This window comes from Arthrobacter tecti (assembly GCF_054511355.1).
The window spans coordinates 91,398-110,923 of the sequence record NZ_JBTNCT010000012.1 but is presented as its reverse complement, the minus strand read 5'-3'; the positions used below and the strand labels follow the sequence as shown (position 1 = coordinate 110,923).

General features: G+C 60.6%; 17 protein-coding genes. 10 read left to right on the top strand and 7 right to left on the bottom strand.

The genetic code is table 11. The annotated features are described in order from the left end of the window. Positions 1–382: 382 nt before the first annotated feature. Positions 383–1,783, bottom strand: a complete 1,401-nt coding sequence (dnaA, locus tag ACX80C_RS13690; RefSeq protein ID WP_459327004.1) for a chromosomal replication initiator protein DnaA — start codon at positions 1,781–1,783, stop codon at positions 383–385. Positions 1,784–2,241: 458 nt separating this feature from the next. On the opposite strand from dnaA, the gene rpmH reads away from it, so the two are divergent. The 8 genes from rpmH (at position 2,242) to ACX80C_RS13650 (ending at position 7,937) form a co-directional block, all read left to right on the top strand. After that, positions 2,242–2,379 carry a 50S ribosomal protein L34 gene (rpmH, locus tag ACX80C_RS13685; protein ID WP_022892375.1) on the top strand — a complete coding sequence of 46 codons (138 nt, stop codon included), beginning with the start codon at positions 2,242–2,244 and terminating at the stop codon, positions 2,377–2,379. 66 nt (positions 2,380–2,445) lie between these two features. Further along, a complete protein-coding gene (gene rnpA, locus ACX80C_RS13680) occupies positions 2,446–2,817 on the top strand; it encodes a ribonuclease P protein component (RefSeq protein ID WP_459327003.1) in 372 nt (123 codons plus the stop codon). Beyond that, positions 2,814–3,167: a membrane protein insertion efficiency factor YidD gene (gene yidD, locus ACX80C_RS13675; RefSeq protein ID WP_459327002.1), complete on the top strand. Its 354-nt coding sequence runs from the start codon at positions 2,814–2,816 to the stop codon at positions 3,165–3,167. The genes rnpA and yidD overlap by 4 nt, the downstream gene beginning before the upstream one ends. A gap of 13 nt (positions 3,168–3,180) precedes the next feature. Next, positions 3,181–4,143 carry a membrane protein insertase YidC gene (yidC, locus tag ACX80C_RS13670; RefSeq protein WP_459327001.1) on the top strand — a complete coding sequence of 321 codons (963 nt, stop codon included), beginning with the start codon at positions 3,181–3,183 and terminating at the stop codon, positions 4,141–4,143. Continuing rightward, entirely contained in the window at positions 4,140–4,682 is a 543-nt protein-coding gene (locus tag ACX80C_RS13665) for a Jag family protein (protein WP_459327000.1), read from the top strand. Before yidC ends, ACX80C_RS13665 begins: the two co-directional genes overlap by 4 nt. Positions 4,683–4,720: 38 nt before the next feature. Next, positions 4,721–5,359 carry a 16S rRNA (guanine(527)-N(7))-methyltransferase RsmG gene (gene rsmG, locus ACX80C_RS13660; RefSeq protein WP_459326999.1) on the top strand — a complete coding sequence of 213 codons (639 nt, stop codon included), beginning with the start codon at positions 4,721–4,723 and terminating at the stop codon, positions 5,357–5,359. Between the two features lie 114 nt (positions 5,360–5,473). Next, on the top strand, positions 5,474–6,571 hold the full coding sequence (locus tag ACX80C_RS13655; RefSeq protein WP_459327017.1) for a ParA family protein: 1,098 nt from the start codon (positions 5,474–5,476) through the stop codon (positions 6,569–6,571). A gap of 91 nt (positions 6,572–6,662) precedes the next feature. Then, positions 6,663–7,937 carry a ParB/RepB/Spo0J family partition protein gene (locus tag ACX80C_RS13650; protein WP_459326998.1) on the top strand — a complete coding sequence of 425 codons (1,275 nt, stop codon included), beginning with the start codon at positions 6,663–6,665 and terminating at the stop codon, positions 7,935–7,937. A 2,630-nt stretch (positions 7,938–10,567) separates the two neighbouring features. Here ACX80C_RS13650 and trxA read toward each other — a convergent pair. From trxA to ACX80C_RS13625, 5 genes are all read right to left on the bottom strand, one after another. Beyond that, positions 10,568–10,891 (bottom strand): thioredoxin, encoded by a 324-nt coding sequence (gene trxA, locus ACX80C_RS13645; protein WP_459326997.1) that lies wholly within the window; start codon positions 10,889–10,891, stop codon positions 10,568–10,570. 5 nt (positions 10,892–10,896) lie between these two features. Then, complete coding sequence (gene trxB / locus ACX80C_RS13640) at positions 10,897–11,946, bottom strand: thioredoxin-disulfide reductase (protein ID WP_459326996.1); 1,050 nt, start codon at positions 11,944–11,946, stop codon at positions 10,897–10,899. A 128-nt stretch (positions 11,947–12,074) separates the two neighbouring features. After that, the gene (locus tag ACX80C_RS13635; protein WP_459326995.1) at positions 12,075–13,574 is read right to left on the bottom strand and encodes an ABC transporter substrate-binding protein; all 1,500 of its coding nucleotides are present in this window, start codon (positions 13,572–13,574) and stop codon (positions 12,075–12,077) included. An 86-nt stretch (positions 13,575–13,660) separates the two neighbouring features. Further along, positions 13,661–15,385, bottom strand: coding sequence for a murein biosynthesis integral membrane protein MurJ (gene murJ, locus ACX80C_RS13630; RefSeq protein ID WP_459326994.1), 1,725 nt, complete (start codon positions 15,383–15,385; stop codon positions 13,661–13,663). A gap of 63 nt (positions 15,386–15,448) precedes the next feature. Next, the gene (locus ACX80C_RS13625; RefSeq protein WP_167996071.1) at positions 15,449–15,928 is read right to left on the bottom strand and encodes an NUDIX hydrolase; all 480 of its coding nucleotides are present in this window, start codon (positions 15,926–15,928) and stop codon (positions 15,449–15,451) included. 244 nt (positions 15,929–16,172) lie between these two features. Here ACX80C_RS13625 and ACX80C_RS13620 point away from each other — a divergent pair, with 244 nt between their 5' ends. Further along, positions 16,173–17,621, top strand: a complete 1,449-nt coding sequence (locus ACX80C_RS13620) for a CCA tRNA nucleotidyltransferase (RefSeq protein ID WP_459326993.1) — start codon at positions 16,173–16,175, stop codon at positions 17,619–17,621. 5 nt (positions 17,622–17,626) lie between these two features. Beyond that, on the top strand, positions 17,627–18,265 hold the full coding sequence (locus ACX80C_RS13615) for a histidine phosphatase family protein (RefSeq protein WP_459327016.1): 639 nt from the start codon (positions 17,627–17,629) through the stop codon (positions 18,263–18,265). Here ACX80C_RS13615 and ACX80C_RS13610 read toward each other — a convergent pair. Next, positions 18,243–19,409 carry a DUF418 domain-containing protein gene (locus ACX80C_RS13610; protein WP_459326992.1) on the bottom strand — a complete coding sequence of 389 codons (1,167 nt, stop codon included), beginning with the start codon at positions 19,407–19,409 and terminating at the stop codon, positions 18,243–18,245. The two genes, ACX80C_RS13615 and ACX80C_RS13610, sit on opposite strands and share 23 nt — an antisense overlap. Positions 19,410–19,526 lie beyond the last annotated feature (117 nt).

Genomic DNA, 19,526 nt, shown 5'->3' with positions numbered 1-19,526 from the left:
TGACAACTCTACTGAGTGAAAGCTTAGCGTGCTGCCATCCCGGTGGTAGATCCCGGATGGGTGGTCCGGGCGAGGGGGGAATGTTATTTGGAAGGGATCCATGGATTAAGGATCAGTAGTGTTAATAACTCCTGTGGATTCTGTGGATAACCGGTCGCTCAGGCTCATTCCGGCGGGTCTGCCCTGTTGACAGAATGTGCATGCGCTCTGTCTTCGGCTGTCATGGGCTGTGTATGAAATTGTCGGGATTCAGCAGATCCACAGCCACTACGGTGGTTGTCCTCATTAACGTCCACGGGGTATGGCCCTTTATCCACAGTTCTTTCCACAGCTGTTAATTTCATGGCTGTGGTTCGTAGACTTATCGGCCGTGTTGGGACTGTCAGTCCTTACGGTGGTGCTTGATCCGGTTGGTCAGCTCAGTGACCTGGTTGTAGATGGCCCGTCGCTCCGCCATCAACTCACGAATCTTCCGATCGGCGTGGATCACGGTGGTGTGGTCGCGTCCGCCGAGTTCCTGCCCAATCTTCGGGAGTGACATGTCGGTCAGTTCGCGGCAGAGGTACATCGCAATTTGCCGTGCGGTCACCAGGGTGCGGGTGCGCGACTTGCTGCAGAGATCGTCGAGGGTGATGTTGAAGTACTCGGCGGTCTGCGCCATGATCAGCGATGACGTGATCTCTTGGGCGCCGTCGTCGGTAATGAGGTCCTTCAGGACAATTTCGGCGAGGTTCTCGTCTACCGCCTGCCGGTTGAGACTCGCGAAAGCGGTGACCCGAATCAGAGCTCCTTCAAGCTCGCGAATGTTCGTGGAGATCTTTGAAGCGATGTACTCAAGGACTTCGTCGGGTGCGCTGAGGCCTTCACTGATCGCTTTCTTCCGGAGGATGGCGATACGCGTTTCGAGCTCGGGCGGCTGAATATCGGTCAGCAGGCCCCACTCAAACCTGGAGCGCATCCGCTCTTCGAACCCGGAAAGTTGCTTTGGAGGAAGGTCCGACGTGATGACCACTTGCTTGTTGTGGTTGTGTAACGCGTTGAACGTGTGGAAGAACTCTTCCTGGGTACGGTCCTTGCCCGAGAGGAACTGGATGTCGTCTATCAGCAGTATGTCGACGTTGCGGTAGGTCTGCTTGAAACTGGTTCCTTCATCATCACGAATGGAGTTGATGAAGTCGTTGGTGAATTCTTCCGAATTCACATAGCGCACCCGAATGCCGGTGTAGAGGTGCCTGGCATAGTGTCCGATGGCGTGCAGGAGGTGCGTCTTGCCCAGCCCGGAATCTCCGTAGATGAAGAGCGGGTTGTATGCCTTGGCCGGGGCTTCGGCAACGGCGACGGCGGCCGCATGGGCGAAGCGGTTGGAGGAACCGATGACGAAGGTGTCGAAAATATACTTGGGGTTCAGTCTTCCGAACTCATGTGAGTTGCTGGGAGGAGTGGGCGACGGCGGCTGTTCGCGCTGGGCGGTCTCCTCCAAATTCTCCTCGGTCTCCTCTTCGATGACGGGCGTGAGGTCGGAGTCGATGACGAAGGCGCACTGGATCTCTTCACGGAAGACATCGCGTAACGCGTCATTCAGTGGGCTTTTGAGCTGACTCTGCAGAACTTCGCGCGTGAGCTCATTGGGCACAGCTACCAGCAGCGTTGTACCGATGAGTCCCTGGGCTTGGGCAAGTACCACGAATCCCCTTTGACGCGGGGAAATCCTCTCGTCTTGTTCGAGCGTACGGATGACCTTGCGCCAGGAACTGCCTACATCGTTGATCTCGTCGGTACTCACTCGCGTCCTCAATGGAAGTTCGAAACGGCTTGCGTTGTGCCCCGGGTGTTGATGAATCCACAGAGTTATACACAGCTCGTGGATAAATGCACCACCCGGCAACACTAGACGATGAAAAGTGCTGAAGATAGCCGGGAACGCGCTTGTGGATAAGAGGTCCGCACGAGGTAAGAACCAGCACACCCCAACACGTATTCTGCGTGGTTGTCCACAGGAATTCGGGGTGTGCAACATAAGAGCCGTGAAGAGCACGGTTGGCCGGTTTGACCGGCCAACCGCCGGTGCCCTAACGTTAGGTAGTCCAATATGTCTGCATTTCGCATGCCTCCGCGCTGCCAGCTCCTGGCTGACCAGCCCACGGAAGGTACGCAGAGTGGATGTACAACTTCATCGCGCCAATCCGTTCTTCCCCCTTGTTGCAACGGCAGCGCATGCCAAGAACGTTCTGGAGTATCACAGTGAGCAAGCGGACCTTTCAGCCGAATAACCGCCGTCGTGCCAAGAAGCACGGCTTCCGCCTTCGCATGCGCACCCGCGCCGGCCGCGCCATTCTGTCTGCGCGCCGTGGCAAAGGCCGTACCGAGCTTTCGGCTTAGCAGCGCTTAACCCGTCCGCCGGCGTCGCGTTCGCTGACGACGCCCTGACCGTCCGGAGCGCCCCAGGTGTTGTCTACCGCCCACCGAGTTCGGACGGCCACCGATTTTTCGCACACCGTTCGTTCCGGTGCCCGTTCAGGGTGCCGGAACTTGGTGTTATATACGGTGGGAACCGATGACGAATCGCCATCCCGATTCGGCTTCATTGTTTCGAAGAGTGTGGGGAACGCGGTTGCCCGCAACCTCGTTAAGAGGAGACTGAGAGAAGCGGCTGCCGTAGCGCTTCGTCGGAGGCCAATGGGGTTAGATGTCGTTGTCCGGGCCTTACCGTCGTCGGCGGCTGCAGGCTGGGCGGAAATTAGTTCAGATTTCGAGCGATGCCTGACTGCAAGCCTCAGGCGGTCAACCAGGATCGGCAGAAAAGGAGACGGCAAATGACAACGGTTCATTCGCCGTCCAACCCGGCATGGGTTTTCCAGCTACCGCGAGCTGTGCTGATCGGGCTTTTGACCACCTACCGTCGTCTTGTTTCGCCGCTGTATGGCTCGGTCTGCCGCTTTTTCCCTTCCTGCTCGGCATACGCGCTTGAAGCAGTCACCGTTCATGGCGCGCTGAAGGGTTCCTGGTTCGCGACCCGACGATTGTGCCGCTGCCACCCATGGAACGACGGCGGCGTTGACCACGTACCGTCCGGAGGACGTACCTTCGCGACGGGCCACGAGCCGCGAATTCTAGTGCTGAATCACCCCGTGATACCGGCAGATGAGGAAAGCCGCCCAGCGGCCTGAGGAGCAACAGATTATGGATTTCTTCGAGACGATTCTCCTGCCGTTCCGGTGGTTGGTGTCCTGGGTCATGCAGGCCTTTCACGAGGGATTCACCTTCATCGGCATGGACGCGGCCTCCGGATGGACCTGGACGTTGTCTATTGTCGGCCTCGTGGTGGTCATCCGCGCCGCGCTGATTCCGGTCTTCGTCAAGCAGATCAAGGCACAGCGTGGCATGCAGGCGCTGCAGCCTGATCTACGCAAGCTGCAGCAGAAGTACAAGGGGAAGACGGATCAGCTCTCGCGTCAGGCGATGACGCAGGAGCAGATGGCGCTGTACAAGAAACATGGCACCAATCCTTTCGCGGCCTGTCTGCCGATCCTCATCCAGATGCCGTTCTTCTTCGCGCTGTTCACGGTGCTGAACGGTGTCTCGTCAGCTAGTAGAGATGGTGAGGGCATTGGTGCCCTCACCGTTGAGGACGTTCAACAATTCGATGCCGCCGAGATCTTCGGTGCTCCCCTCTCTTCGTCCCTGCTTCACGGCTGGGGTACTCCAGGCCACGGTTCTGTGGCAGTTCTTTCAATCATCATGATTCTCGCGATGACGGCTTCGCAGTTCATCACGCAGAAGCAGATCATGGCCAAGAACATGTCTGAAGAAGCCATGCAGAGCCCGTTCATGCGGCAGCAGAAGATCATGCTTTACATCCTTCCCCTGGTGTTCGGTATCGGCGGTATCAACTTCCCGATCGGCGTACTCATCTACTGGACCACCACCAACCTGTGGACCATGGTGCAGCAGTTCTACGTCATCCGGCGCATGCCTACCCCGGGATCCCCCGCGGCAAAGGCACTGGCCGAGCGCCGTGCGAAGAAGGGACTGCCAATGGTTCCCCTGCTTGGTGAGAAGAAGACCGAGCCGGCCGTTGAGGCAGTGGTAGAGCCCAGAGCCCAACGAGTACAGCCTCAGCGCAAGAACAGGAAACGCAAATGAGCACTGACAACATGCAGGATGAAACCATAGATTCCGCGAATGAAGAGGCCGAAGAAGAGAGTCCGGCGCAGTCCGTCGAGGATGAGGGGGACGTCGCCGCTGACTATCTCGAGGAGCTTCTCGACATCGCTGATATCGACGGCGACATCGACATCGAGGTCAGGAATGGTCGCACCTACATTTCAATCGTGTCCGAGGGTAGCAACACCCGAGGGCTTCAGTCCCTGGTAGGCCGGGACGGCGAGGTACTGGAAGCACTGCAGGAACTTGCCCGTCTATCGGTCCTGACCTCGACTGAAAACCGTTCGAGGCTCGTATTGGACGTAGACGGCTTTCGTGAGACCAGAAACAAGGAGCTCCACGAAATCGCTGAACGCGCAGTGCGTAAGGTGAAGGAGAGTGGCGATGATGTCGCTCTTGATCCGATGTCCGCCTACGAGCGAAAGATCGTTCACGACGTTGTCGCTGACCTTGGAATGGTCAGCGAGTCGGAGGGCGAGGGCTCCAGCCGCCACATCGTAGTCTCGGCCGGCTCCTAGGACCTTTAGCCCGTTCATTCTCGAAGGTGGGATGCTCAATGGCAGTTGCCATTGGAACCAAAGAGCTCGAAGCGGCCCAGCGCATTTTCAGCGATCGTCTACCGCTAGCTGAACGATTCGTCGAGCACCTGGCAACCTCCGGAATTGAACGCGGTTTGCTTGGCCCGCGTGAAGTTCCCAGACTGTGGGATCGCCACGTCCTGAATTGCGCTGTCGTTGCGGAGTTTCTTAGGGAGAGTGCCCGTGTGGCCGACGTCGGCAGCGGTGCTGGATTGCCTGGTCTCGCCCTCGCCATAGCGCGCCCGGATGCACAATTGGTGCTCATTGAGCCTCTCGAACGCAGGGTGAACTGGCTTCGTGAGGTAACGGAAGATCTCGGACTGGACAACGTCGAGGTGTTCCGCGGCCGCGCCGAACAGGCGGTAGGCAAGGTCAATGTGGACGTAGTGACGGCTCGGGCAGTTTCGGCGCTGTCCGGACTGGCTGCAATGACTATGCCGCTCCTTGGTGGCGCCGGCGAAGTTCTCGCGATCAAGGGCCGTAGCGCCGCAGAGGAGGTTGCGAAGGCTTCCAAGATCATCAAACGCCTTGGTGGTGTAGAAACCACTGTTGAAGTTGCGGGAAGTGCTTTTCTTGACGAGCCCACCACTGTGGTCCGGATCGTAGTTGGCGGCTGATCCGCCGCTGCGAGCGGAACTTGTGAACACAGCGGATTGTCACCGCAGTGATAAGTCCGAGACCGGCTAACCTAGAGTGAACCCGCCTGGTACCTGGAAGTGAGCGAGACGCTTGTGACAACGAAAGATTCAGCCACTCGGCGCGAGCCCGCTCCGTCGGTGATGAGTTCATCGTTCGCGATCAGCATCGCCGATATTCAACCGGAAGTGTTTTCAGATCCAATTAACACCGGCATCGTTTCACGTGAAACGAGATCTGGCAGCGGACAGAGTGACCCCGCGCCAGCGTCCGAATCGAACAGCCACGGAGGCTCAAGGAACGTCATGGACGTCATGGACGACAGCACGCCCTTAGCCCGAGAGCTCGCCAGCGAAACCCGTCGGCGGGAGAAGCTTCTTGGCCGTGAACTCCCCAGACCTTCTGAGACCCGTATCCTGACGGTGAGTAATCAGAAGGGTGGCGTGGGGAAGACGACGACGACAGTCAACCTGGCCGCTGCATTGGCTTCCGCCGGTCTGAACGTGCTTGTCATAGACATCGATCCTCAGGGTAATGCGTCAACCGCATTGGGTATCGAGCATCACGCTGATGTGAACAGCATCTATGACGTGCTCATCGATGATCTCCCATTGGCAAGTGTGGTTGCCCAGTGCCCGGATATCCCAAAGTTGATCTGTGCGCCCGCGACGATTCATCTCGCGGGTGCGGAGATCGAACTCGTCTCACTGGTTGCACGTGAGCAGCGGCTGCGGCGTGCGATTGATCTTTATGCCAAGGAACGAGCGGACAACGGTGAAGCCAGGCTGGATTACATCTTTATTGATTGTCCGCCCAGCCTTGGCCTGCTTACGGTAAATGCGTTCGTCGCTGCCCGCGAAGTTCTCATCCCCATCCAGTGTGAGTACTACGCGTTGGAAGGCTTGAGCCAGCTCCTGAAGAACATCGAGATGATTCAGAAACACCTCAATGCTGATCTGGTTGTCTCCACGATTCTCCTGACCATGTATGACGGACGTACCAACCTCGCCGCACAGGTTGCAGCCGAAGTGAGGGAACACTTTCCGCAGCAGGTACTACGGGCGGTAGTTCCCCGCTCCGTGCGAATTTCGGAAGCTCCCAGCTACCAACAAACGGTGTTGACTTATGACCCGTCGTCAAGCGGAGCGCTTTCGTACCTGGAGGCGGCCGCAGAAATCGCCGAGCGCGCGTAGCCATTCCACAGTTCTGTGCGCTGCTCGCAGTAGACTGTACGCATTATCAATTCGTGCAGTTTGTCTGCTCTCATTGGAGAGGAATATTTGAATGCCTGAGAAGCGTAGAGGCTTAGGTCGTGGGCTCGGGGCGCTCATTCCAAGTAGTGCAGAGCAGGAAGGTAGCTTGGGCGAACCAACGTCCTCGCGCACCGGCCGCCCAGTGGACCTGTTCTTCCCGTCGGGCGCGAACGGCAACCAGAATGGTGCTGCACCGGAGCCTGCCATCGCGAAGTCCACGAATGGATCGCGAAGTAAGTCCTCAATCAACAAGGATGCTTTGACGGCACCGTCGGAGCGCGCGAGCAGCCGGTCACAGTCATCCGGGCGGAAGGGAGCGCCTTCCCGTGATGCCGCCAGCAGCAAGAGTGCCAAGGGGAAGGGCGTCGGCAACGCCGCGTCAGCACGCAAGGCGAATGGGTCTTCACCTGAGGAAGCGGATACAACCCGCGTGGCGACGCCAGATGCACGCGAAAGCACAAGCGACGTTTCACGTGAAACACTGCAAAAGGTCCCCGGAGCTCGGTTTGCAGAACTGCCTGTAGAGGCGATCCATCCTAACCGGAAGCAGCCCCGTACCGTCTTCGATGAGGACGAGATGGCGGAGCTTGTACATTCTGTGCGGGAGATCGGAGTCCTACAGCCGATTGTTGTCCGCGCATCTTCCGAGGGTGCAGAACAGCAGTATGAACTCGTCATGGGCGAGCGTCGGTGGCGCGCTACGAAGGAAGCCGGACTCGCAACGGTTCCCGCAATCATTCGGGACACCACCGATGATGATCTTTTACGAGACGCGCTATTGGAGAATTTGCACCGCAGCCAACTGAATCCGCTTGAGGAAGCTGCCGCGTATCAACAACTCCTCGACGATTTCGGTTGCTCTCAGGAAGAACTGGCGAGCCGGATCGGCCGATCGCGGCCGCAGATCTCAAACACTCTGCGGCTGATGAAGCTTCCACCGCTTGTGCAGAGACGCCTGGCCGCGGGTGTTCTCAGCGCCGGCCACGCTCGAGCGCTACTCGGTCTGGCTGACCAGGCTGAGATGGAGAAGCTTGCGCAGCGCATTGTGGCCGAAGGTCTCTCGGTCCGGTCGACCGAGGAGATCGTTGCGATGAGTGACGGTCTTCGTCGTCCCAGTAAGCCCTCCACTCCTCGTGCAGGCGCGAGACACGAGCGCCTCGACTACCTGGCGACATCGCTCTCAGACCGTCTTGACACCAGCGTCAAGATCACTCTCGGTGCCAAGAAGGGACGGGTTAGCATCGAGTTCGCAAGCGTTGATGACTTGAATCGCATCATGGGGGTTCTGAATCCGGCGCAGAGCTGAGTCCGCCGTAGTGAAGGGCCCCGTTTCACGTGAAACGGGGCCCTCTCTTTGTCTGCGCGGGGTTCGCAGCGGTGTCAGGCGTTTGGGAACGCGAACGAGAGTGGTGAGGTGCGCTGCCTTGATACCGTTGAGAATGCTTTCGTCGGCTTCTCGCGGGGTCACCTGCACGGTCTTGGTATCGTTCAGCGTGTGGGGATCCGCCTGGTTTCACGCGAAACACCCCGCGCATAGCGGTTAGGATGCCATTCCAAAGAACCACTTACTGTGAGTCGAAAGCTCGACCCTCACTGTAAGGATCCGCGTTCGCAGCTTTCCGACGCAGGTGGGTCTACGAAGCTATCTGGATGACCGAGGACGGGTAGCTTCACGTGAAATCAGTAGTGACCCTTCACTTGCGCACTGAGACAGATGTCGCTGAGAAACTGCTCACAATCTGTCTGGCGCAGTGCCTGATGGACTATGAAGCGTGATTAGAGGCTGGCTTCCACGTAAAAGCCGGCTGAAGTTGCTGAACCAGCGGTGGGTGAATGTACCGCGGTCTTTGGTTAGGCGTGCACCACTGCGGCATGGTTCAGTATCTGCAGTACGGCGTGAGAGCGCACTCCTTTCTAGCCCGCCGCGATTCACGTATACATACCAAGTGAGCGGTGATTATGTTGCTCGGGCCGAGGTCCGATGAGGAGGTCTGATGGCGTCAACCCTCTTCCTCCACCAACCTCACTCCGGTTCTGGAAGGAGCTGAAGCAGATACACGGTCACGGTCGTTTCACGTGGAACGGTTTGCCAGAAATTTTTTGTGTCCGATCGCTGGCTCTGGCTGGGCATTTTGTGCGCCCAGAACGGCCCGCTTTCGAACTGCAAGTAGGGCTGGCATAACCCGAACACGGGGCCGGTCCGTCCCTCTTTGCTTGCAGTCCGGTCTCAAGCTCGCCATCGCGTTCGGGCGCTTACGTTGAGTATGCCCTCGTGGAGCACGACAGCGGTAAGGGATGAATACCCTCGCAGGGCGTCGTGCGGTCAACGGCCTCCCACTTCCCTTCCTCCGATGGGATCAACTCGCCCGGCGGTGTACCGGCCAGCTCATATACCCGGTTGTTTCACGTGAAACAGAAGCGGAAGACAAGGCCCAGGTACACGGGGTCAGAGGCTCGGTTCGTGGAGAGCTGCTAGGGCTGGAGGAGGGCTGCATGACACAGCCGCGAGTGCGGACCAAGGGTGAACGCCCGCACGGCTGACGCACACCTATTGGTTACGCCGTTTCACGTGAAACGGAACAGGCAAGTGCGGGGCACGTCCCGCTCCGAATCCGCGATTTGCATGTAATCTACATCCATATTCCCGCGCGAACGATCCCTGCCGTGGCTTGCCGGGAGACATTCACACAGCACTCAGCAGGCGCGCGAAGGAGGAGGTCTTTGCGCGACTTCGTGTGGTCACACAGGACAGTCCGCCCCGATCGTCCGCTCTAGGAATGCGATAATGCGAAGACTGAGTTGCACGCACACGGCCGGGAGTTTGCTCTGGCGATATGACCACACGCTCGGCTAAACGGTGGACGGTACTTTCGATGCCGCGAGCTGTCGCTGTACAAAGGATGAACCGCTGCGGAGCGAAAGCCCAGAGCCCCATTCGTTGGTCCAAGTATTGACTTAGAGGAGCAGCATGGGTGCTCAGGTAGCCTGTTTCACGTGGAAGGTTATGCCTGCACCACCGTTTGCGGGTCAGCGAGGAGACGGTTTTGCAGCCTGCGTTCGACAACGAACCGAGGAGCATCCGGGCCGTCCAGTCAATGTAGTCGCACGACCCGGATGCGAGACCTGGCTCTGGTGCTGGTGGAGTGCGGGCTGTACAGCCAGGCACACCCCTGCCGTATTCGCCGCTGGCTTGGGCCCCTTCAGGGTGTGTGGGCCGTGGTGCCAAGGACTGCTCCCTGTTTGAGTGATTAGCAGCCAGCACTTGGGCCCGTAGACAGCGGCGAGATCGTGGCTGCGGTTCGGCGTGCGTTTCACGTGAAACGCTCCCCGACTGGTGCCGCGGCGCACTGAATGCAGTTCCTACCGTGCAGTCCGAATGATTTGGCGCGCCGCCGCTCGAATGCCACGCCCAAATTAAGGAAACTATGGAAAACACCGGGTTCTCAAGTGTCTGACGCCTGATCCAGCTAACCGCTGCGCTTCGGCCTTAGCTGGCGCTATCAACCGCTATGAACGAGAAGAGCAACCCGCAGTCTGCGGGGTCCGAAAAATGTGGAAGGTCTGCGCAGCCTACCGAAGGTACAGGCGGACACGAGTGTTTGATTCGCATACTCAGGGTTTACGTGAAACGACACATGCCCGGCCGCAACCGCCGGCGAAACCCGGCTAACCAGGCGTGTGGATACGCCGGCGCAACCCGCTAACGAGATGTGTGGATACAGGGGACAGAGGTCGGGCGGATCATGCGGAGGGTGGTTGCAAGCTGAGTATTCGTTGTCTACTTGGGCTTGAGGGAACACACCTCGCCCGCGGCTGTCCGCTGTCCGGAGTCATTGTCCGTTTCACGTGGAACGGACACTCCTCCTCGGTACAGCACAATAAAAAAGGGAGCCGGACCACATTGGTCCGACTCCCCTCAAAGTAAGCTAGTCCGACTCAGAGGAACTGAGCGAACTCCTGCTCAAGAACCTGCTTGGGCTTTGCGCCGATCGAGGTTGCCGCAACCTCACCATCCTTGAAGACATAAACAGCAGGAATAGAGGTGATCCCGTACTTGGCTGCTGTCGCGGGATTGTCGTCCACGTTTAGCTTCACAACCTCGATCTTGTCGGAATGCTCCGATGCGATGTCGTCGAGGATCGGGGAGAGTTTGCGGCACGGCCCACACCACTCAGCCCAAAAATCAACCATCACAGGTTTTGAAGCCTGAAGAACGTCGCTTTCGAATGAGCCATCGGTTACTTCCTTCGCACTGCTCATAACAACTACTCCTTAGGGTTTAGACCGCTGCTGTTTTCAGAAACTTTCTCAGCTTCGGGCGTCGGTACTTCAGCTGCCGTCTGCGCAGAGTCGCCGAGGTCTGCCAGGTAGTGTTCCACGTCGATTGCGGCAACGCAGCCGGAACCGGACGCCGTTATTGCCTGGCGGTACGTTGGATCTATCACGTCGCCTGCAGCGAAGATACCCGGAAGTGACGTCTTGGAAGTCCTGCCGAGGACTGCGATGGTGCCCTCTGGCGTCAGCTCGAGCTGGTCCTTCACGAGGTCGATCCGAGGATCGTTCCCGATGGCCACGAAGACGCCAGTCACTGCCAGTTCACGTGTGGCGCCGTCGACAGTGCTCGCAAGGGTCAGCCCGGTGACTTTGTCGGCCCCGTGAATCGCGGCGACCTCGGCGTCCCATTCGAAGCGAATCTTCTCGTGGTTCAGCGCCCGGTCCTGCATTATCTTGGAGGCGCGCAGTGAACCACGACGGTGCACCACTGTGACTGAGCGGGCGAACTTGGTGAGGAAGAGTGCCTCCTCCATCGCGGAGTCACCGCCGCCGATGACAGCGATGTCCTGATCCTTGAAGAAGAAGCCGTCGCACGTTGCACACCAGCTCACACCATGTCCGGATAAACGCTTCTCGTCCTCCAACCCCAGTTCACGGTATGCCGACCCGGTCGAGATGATCACTGCGCGGGCGCGGAAGGTTTCGCCGCTGCCGATCGTGATGCTCTTGACGTCCCCTGAGAGGTCAACGGAGGTCACGTCCTCGAACAAAATCTCCGTACCGAAGCGAACCGCCTGCTTCTCGAAGCTCTCCATGAGATCCGGGCCCATGATGCCGTCCGGGAAACCGGGATAATTCTCCACGTCGGTGGTGTTCATCAGCTCACCGCCGGCCTTCACTGAACTCGCGATCAGCAACGGGGAAAGGTTTGCCCTCGCCGTGTAGACCGCTGCTGTGTAGCCTGCAGGGCCGGATCCGACGATGATGACATCCCGGACGTCGCCGGACTGGGACTGGCCTGTTTCTGAATCGGTGCTCACGGGCTTGAATGAACCTTTCTATCGATGAGGGCCTTCATGCCATGCGGCCCGAAGACGATCAATTCCAATAACGACACGCTCCGCGCCATTATTCCGCGTTCCAGCGCGCTCCCACCCATTCGGGCGGTTCAGGAGACGTTGATCTCCGCGATCCGCATACCCCAGGGGTACTGTGCCTGTACGTTGGACAGCCGGGGTAGCTGGGTGAAGTTGACGATCACATACTGCGCTGTCGGTGGAGCTCCGTCCACCTGTGGCACATTGAACGTCACGGAAGGACCCGTGAATCCTGATTGCGCCACCTGAGTAGCTCCCTCAAGCGTGGGCTCATCGTTGAGCAGCACCGTGAAGCTACCGCCGGAGCTGTTGAGCTGTTCGATCTGGATCTCCGAAATACTCGAAGGCTCTTCGAGTTCGACGACGAGGGCCAGATTCTGTGCCAGGCCGCCGAAGGTCTCATTCGCGTACACCAGGCTGCTCCAGAAGCTCGCCGGGTTGTCATCAATGATGGACCCGAGCTCTCCGTCGGTCTGCGAGTTCAGTTCGGGGTTCCCGGGAACCAGACGCGTCACGTTGGTGGCCACCGGCGGAATGAGCTCCGGCCCGGGCGGGGCTACGGATTCGGAGCCTGAGGGCGAGGGCTGTTCCCCCTCCGTCTCCGTGGGGGCCTGGGTGGTGGTTTCCTCACCGGCTACCGGAGGGCTGAAGATCGGCCGCAACTGAGTAACGGCCAGGACAACCGCACCCACTATGACCAGTGCCAATACCACGCCTACCAGCAGCCTGGTGAAGCGGGGGTTGTTCTCGCGGTCGTCGTCGTCGTCGTAATCCTCGTAAGGCTCCTCATCCTCATCCCTGGAATCCGGAATGGAGGCGGTGCCTGCAGCCGCCGCCGGGAAACGGGAGGCAGCACGCTCGGTCCGGTCGTCATTCTGAACGTGGTCGTAGTCATCATCCGACCACACGGAAACCTTCGGCCGCTCGGACGGTGCGTCACCACTGGCCACCCGGGGCGGAGCGGTTGGCGGCGGCGGAACGCTGGCGTTGCCGTCCGCGGGCCGCGATGCGGAAATATTCTGCGGTGCGGTACCTGGCTGGGCCTGCCCGGACGCTGCAGCGGCACCTGCGGCAGCACCACCGGCAACCGCACCTCGTCCGAAGCGAGGCATTCGCGCCTTGGGCAGACGTGAGCGGCGGGGTTCCTCGTGTTCGTGATCGTCGTATTCGTCGTCGTCGTACGTTTCCGGCTCAGTGGAGCGGGGCACACCGAAGATCTCCGAACCGAGCGTGTCCGTGAAGAAGGGCTCAATATAGGGAGCCTCCTGCTGGATAACGAGATCCAGCAGGTCCGCAGCGGGGGCGCGGTTGGTGACCAGGTAGGTTCCGGCGTCGGTAATCCCGAGGTCCAGGACCTGAATGTTCCCGGCGCGCTCACCGGTGGCAACTTCCCGGGCGCTCGTGGCAACCTGGCTCGCGTTGGAGGCTGATGCAACCAGAATGCTGACCGGCCGGTTCAGCACCTGATCCATGCCGTCCAGCACCAGGTCCTTCTCAGCAGAGGCCAGCACATATGCGGTGACCTTGTAGCGGCCGCCAAGTACTGAACCGACGTCTACTGCTTGTGGCACGAGTTCCTCCCGGATGTGGATAGTTTGTACCAATGCTACCGGTCGCACAGTGGCGGACCTGCCTGTACACGCGGTAGCGGCGAGCCTTATCGGCGGCTGAAGCGTGCCAGAAGCGGTGCCAGGAAGTCGCGCAACTCGGTCACCCTGAGCACCTTGAGCATCAGAACATAGATGGCCGCCATGACCGGCCCAACGACAAGGATGACGACGGCGGCGCTGAACACTGATTGCCAGACGAATCCGGTTGGTTCGGACCCACCGAAGAACCACACGATGGCGGCCCCCGCGCCCGCTGCCACCAGGCCGGCGATAGTCAGGCGGATGTGGACATCGTAGATCCGTGTGGCGCCATAGCGGCCGATCTTGCGAACCAGGAACCCATGGCTGATAACGACGGCGACTATGTTGCCCAGGGTGAAGCTCAAGGCGAGCATGGGGACGATCAGGTCCGGATCGAACAGGCTGGATCCGAGCGCGAGGGCTACGCCGGTCACCGAGAGAATCAGTTGGATCTTCAGCGGGGTAATGGCGTCCTCGGCTGCGTAGAACACCCGGTTCAGGAAGAAGTTCGCGCTGAGGAAGGGTGCACCGACAGCGAGCAGCGCGATGATCAGTGCGTTGAGGGCGCCGCCCTGACGGATTCCGCCGGAGAAAAGCATGCCCAGGGGTGCCGCGAGGACAAGCAGGGCCGCCGCTCCGAAGACTGTGGCCACGCCGATGGTCCGGAGCCCGAGTGAGAGCGTTTCCTTGGTGGTCTCAAGGTCATTCCCGGTGTGGGCCGAGGCAAGGCGGTTGAACATCACCGTTGCAAGTGAGAGCGCGATCACCGAGTGAGGCAGGACATACACCAGGGTTCCGATGTCCAGGTTGCTGAGGCCCGCGATGTAGGAGTCGTCGGGCAGATCGCTGCGGGCATCTGTCGCGATGGTCGCAACCCACTGATTGATCATGTAAAGACCGTTTCCCACCAGCATGGTCACGATGGTGATGGATGCCAGCCGCCCGGTTTGACCCAGCCCGACGCCGCGCCAGCCGAATTTCGGCCGTAGTCCCAGACCGAGTCGGCGCAGCGGGATGATGAGCACAAGCGCCTGCACAACGATTCCGAGGGTGGTGCCTCCTGCGAGGAGCAGTGTGTGCGTCGGGGTCCAGGACTCGGGGGTGTGGCCAACGGTCCGTTGCGCGCCCATCATGGCGATGAACGCGATCAGGAAGCCGATGGACACGATGTTGTTGACGACCGGTGCCCACATATATGGACCGAAGGACCCGTTGGCGTTCAGCACCTGCCCGATGATCGAGTAAATCCCGTAGAAGAAGATCTGCGGTAGGCACCAGTAGGCGAACACGGTGGTCAATGCGAGGGCATCGCCGTCCACATTGGTCAGCAGGTCCGCCACGAAAGGCGCGGCGAGGGTGATCAGCACCGTAAGGATCAGCAGGACGGTCATGGAGAGCGTCATGAGCCGGCTCACGTAGTCCGAGCCGCGGTCCGGCTGCTGGCTGGCGCGGATGATCTGCGGCACCAGTACGGCGTTGAAGACGCCGCCGGCGATCATCAGGAAGATGTAGGTCGGCAGGTTGTTGGCGGCCGGAAAGAGGTCTGACACCGCGCCGGCAGTGCCGATCGCCGTGGCGAGCAGCGCAACCCGGACAAGGCCCAGGATCCGGGAAACGAGCGTCCCAGCGGCCATGATCGCGCTGGACCGTGCAGTGGAATCAGTGGGAACGTTGCCGGCCCGGGCATCACGACGGCGGGGCAGTACGCCCGCGTCCTGAACAGGGATGGAGGCGGTGTTGGTATCAGACATCGTTCCCTATAGTCTCACCGATCACGTTCCGTTCAGGCTAAGCGGAGCGCTCCATAACCAGCCCTACAGGTACTGCGGCAACACTTCCCGCGCCAGATCCGCAATCCGGCGTTCATTGGGGAAGGACAGCTTCCGGCCCAGGTCAGCCAGCGGAACCCATGCCACGTCCACAGCCTCATGGTCGGGATCATTCTCAATGGTCAGGTGCCCGCCGGTGGACAGGAGCAGGAAATGGTGAACGGTTTTGTGCACGCGGTGACCGCTGACGGTGAACCAGTAGTCAATGCTGCCCAACGCTGCGAGAACGCGCCCCCGGATACCCGTCTCTTCTTCGATTTCCCGGACCGCCGCCTGCTCGTTGTTCTCCTGGTTCTCCGGATGCCCCTTGGGCAGGCACCACTCAAGCCGGCCGCCACGGTTGAGGCGGGCGATGATCGCGACGTTGAGCAGGTCGGTGGACGCATCGACAACAATCCCGCCGGCCGATACTTCCTCGACGGTAGGCAGTGCCTGGTGGATTAGGGGCGCGCCTGTTCTGCCCATTGACGCTGTCAACGGGGTGCGCTTGGGTGCGCTTGGAACGGGACGGTCCATATCCCCACTCTAACGACCTTTCCTACGCCATGATGACCGGGCCACGGCATCGGCGCCACCATGGCAAACCGTCGGCGTGTTGAGGAATATGTCCCCTCGATCGATGGCTCGAACCGGCGCCCGAGGGCAACCGTCCAGGGAGCAGAGCGCCCGTAATGGTGTTTCACCCGATCTCTGGCACGCTTAAAGAACTATGGCGCGCCTTTTGCAAGATTCCCCCCTGACCGCCCCTCTTCCCGCGGTGGTCAACGAGCTTGGACAGCTCTTCGCTGACGCGAACTCCGAACTTTCCCTGGTGGGAGGGCCGGTCCGGGACCTGTTCCTTGGCCGCACCTCGCCGGACCTCGACTTCACAACTGACGCTGACCCTGACAGGACCATCGCGATCATCAGGAAGTGGGCGGACGGATTCTGGGAGATCGGTCGGGAGTTCGGAACCATCGGCCTGCGCAAGGGATCCTTCACGATTGAAATCACCACCTACCGCGCGGAGGCCTATGACCCGTCATCGCGTAAACCGGTGGTCGCTTTCGGGGACAGCCTCGAGGACGATCTTTTTCGGCGTGACTTCACTATCAACGCGATGGCGCTGCGTCTTCCTTCGATGGAGCTCGTCGATCCCTACGGGGGTGTGAAGGACCTCCACGCCGGTGTACTGCGCACGCCCGGGACGCCGTCGTCGTCGTTCTCTGATGACCCGCTGCGCATGATGCGCGCCGCCCGCTTCGCCTCCCAACTGGGCGTCGAGGTGGCGCCCGAAGTGCGTGAGGCAATGACGGCGATGGCTGAGCGCATCACCATCATCTCCGCCGAGCGCGTCCGCGATGAGCTGACGAAGCTCATCAACGGCACTCAGCCCCGGCGTGGAATCGACCTGATGGTGGAAACCGGACTCGCCGACCATGTGCTGCCCGAAGTTCCCGCGTTGCGCCTCGAAACCGACGAGCACCACCGCCACAAGGACGTCTACCAGCACTCCCTTACGGTGCTGGAACAGGCATGCGAACTGGAGACGGACGACGACGGCGCGGTGCCGGCCCCCGATTTCGTCCTTCGGTTCGCGGCGCTGATGCACGACGTCGGCAAGCCAGGCACGCGCAAATTCGAACCTACCGGCGCGGTGAGTTTCCGGCACCACGACGTTGTCGGAGCGAAGCTCACGGCGAAGCGGATGAAGGCGCTGCGCTTCGACAACGACACGATCAAGGCCGTTGCCCGCCTGGTTGAGCTCCACATGCGCTTCTACGGTTACGGAGAGGCGGGCTGGACGGATTCGGCGGTCCGCCGCTATGTCAACGACGCCGGTCCGCTGCTTGAGCGGCTCCACCGCCTCACCCGCTCGGACGTCACAACCCGCAACCGGCGCAAGGCCGAGCGGCTGGCCTTTGCCTATGACGACCTTGAGTCCCGCATCAGCGTGCTCGCCGAGCAGGAAGAACTCGCGGCTATCCGGCCGGACCTGGACGGCGAACGCATCATGGGCCTCCTGGGGATCAAACCCGGGCCGGTGGTCGGCCGGGCTTACCGCTACCTCCTGGAGGAGCGGATGGAACACGGGCCCCACACGTCCGAGGAAGCGGAGGCGAAACTGCGCACCTGGTGGAGTGAACAGCCCGAGTCGACTGAGGGAGATGCTTCGTGAGCCAGCTGGGTACAGCGGCTGCGGACCTTACGGCGGCGGGGACGCCGCTGCCGCAGCTCTGGCTACTCCGCCATGGTGAGACCGAATGGTCCCGCGACGGCAACTACACCGGACTGACGGACCTGCCGCTGACCAGGATCGGTGAACAGCAGGCGCGTGATGCCGCCGCGAGGCTTACGGGCGTTGAGTTCGACCTGGTGCTCACGTCGCCGCTGCAGCGCGCACGCCGCACGGCTGAGCTTGCTGGTTTCCCGGATGCGGAAGTCCTTCCCTACGCCCACGAATGGGACTACGGAGACAACGAGGGGCGCAACAGCTCCCTGGTGCGCCAGGAGAACCCCGGTTACCTTATCTGGCAGCACGGAGTGCCGAACGGTGAAACCATCGATCAGGTCGCAGCGCGGGCGGACCGGGTGATCGCACGGGTCCAGGCGGGTTGCGGCACGCCCGCAGACCCGGACCCGGACGCCACGCCGGTCCGCAACGCTCTGCTAGTGGCGCACGGCCACTTCCTCCGGGTTCTCACCGCGAGGTGGCTCGAGTTCAACGCTATGGAAGGCCGCCGGTTCATCCTTGGCACGGCGGCGGTCTGTGCGCTCGGCTGGGACAAGCGCACCCCCGCTATCCTGCGCTGGAACCTCTAACCGGCGCACTTTTCCAGTAAGTGACGCGGCGCAGCAGCCACTCAACCGGCCCCTGACGGAAACGATGCAGCCACAGCCGGCTGAGTACCAGTTGCGTAAAGAAAATAACGACGGCGACACCCGCCACGGCGGCCGCCGGCAGCTGGTCGGAAAGGGCAAGCCCGTAGCCGGTGAAGATCAGCGCCATGACCGCTGATTGCATCAGGTAGTTCGTGAGGGCCATGCGCCCTGCCGGCGCAAGAAGGTTCCTCAACCGCGCACCTGCCGGCGTGCGAAAGAACAGCAGGAGCAAACAGACGTACCCGGTTGTCAGCAGCGGTGCCGTGAGTGTAGAGATACCCCCGGCAAGGATGCTGAACCGGTCCCGGTCGACGTAGGTGACCAGATACGCCTGGAGGACACCCGCGGCGAGGCCCACCGGAAGGCAGGTGGCCGCCGTCGTCGTCAGCTTCTTGACGGATGGAGCACGCTCCAGGAGGCGCACCTTTCCGGCGGCCATGCCGAGGTAGAACATGGCGAGGGAGAGCGGTCCCTGGAAGAAGACCACGGTGGGGACGGTGGCGAGGAAGGTGGCGGCGTTGGCTGCGAGGGCTGAGCCGGCATCCTCGGTGAAGGCGTCCGCCGGGACAACCTGCTCCAAGGGCGGGATGCCGTACGGTGCAACGGCCACCACCGCACCGATGAGCAGGATCATCGAGCCGATGACTCCGATTAGTACGCTTGCCGTCACCGTCGCTGCCGAGGGTCGGATGGCGCGCGTGGCCAGGAGGATCATTCCCATCAGCGCGTACGTCAGAAGAATGTCGCCGAAGAACAACAGCAGCCCGTGGGCCAGGCCCAGAACAAACAGTGCGGCAAGGCGGCGGAGCGTGCGGTGGGTGGCGGATGCACCGGCTTCCGCGGCGCTGTGCCATTGCAGCACGAAGCTGTATCCGAAGAGGAATGAGAAGAGCAGGTAGAACTTGGCCTCGAAGAGAGCCGCGATGGTGAAGCGCACGGCGAGGTCCGCCGCGGAACTGTGCTCTGGACTGATTCCGCCGCCGAGAGTCAACGGATCCGCGAAGAACCAGATGTTTACCAGCAGGATTCCCCCGAGGGCAAAGCTGCGCAGTGCATCGAGTTCCTGAAGCCTCTGAAAGCTCATTGTTCTTCCTCCTTGAACCTCGGCAAGAGTAGCCGGATATGCATCGGATTTAGGTCCTTCGGAAGGACGATATTCCCGGCTGAAAGACTTTCTCAGGAAATTTTCTTCAATCGGCTA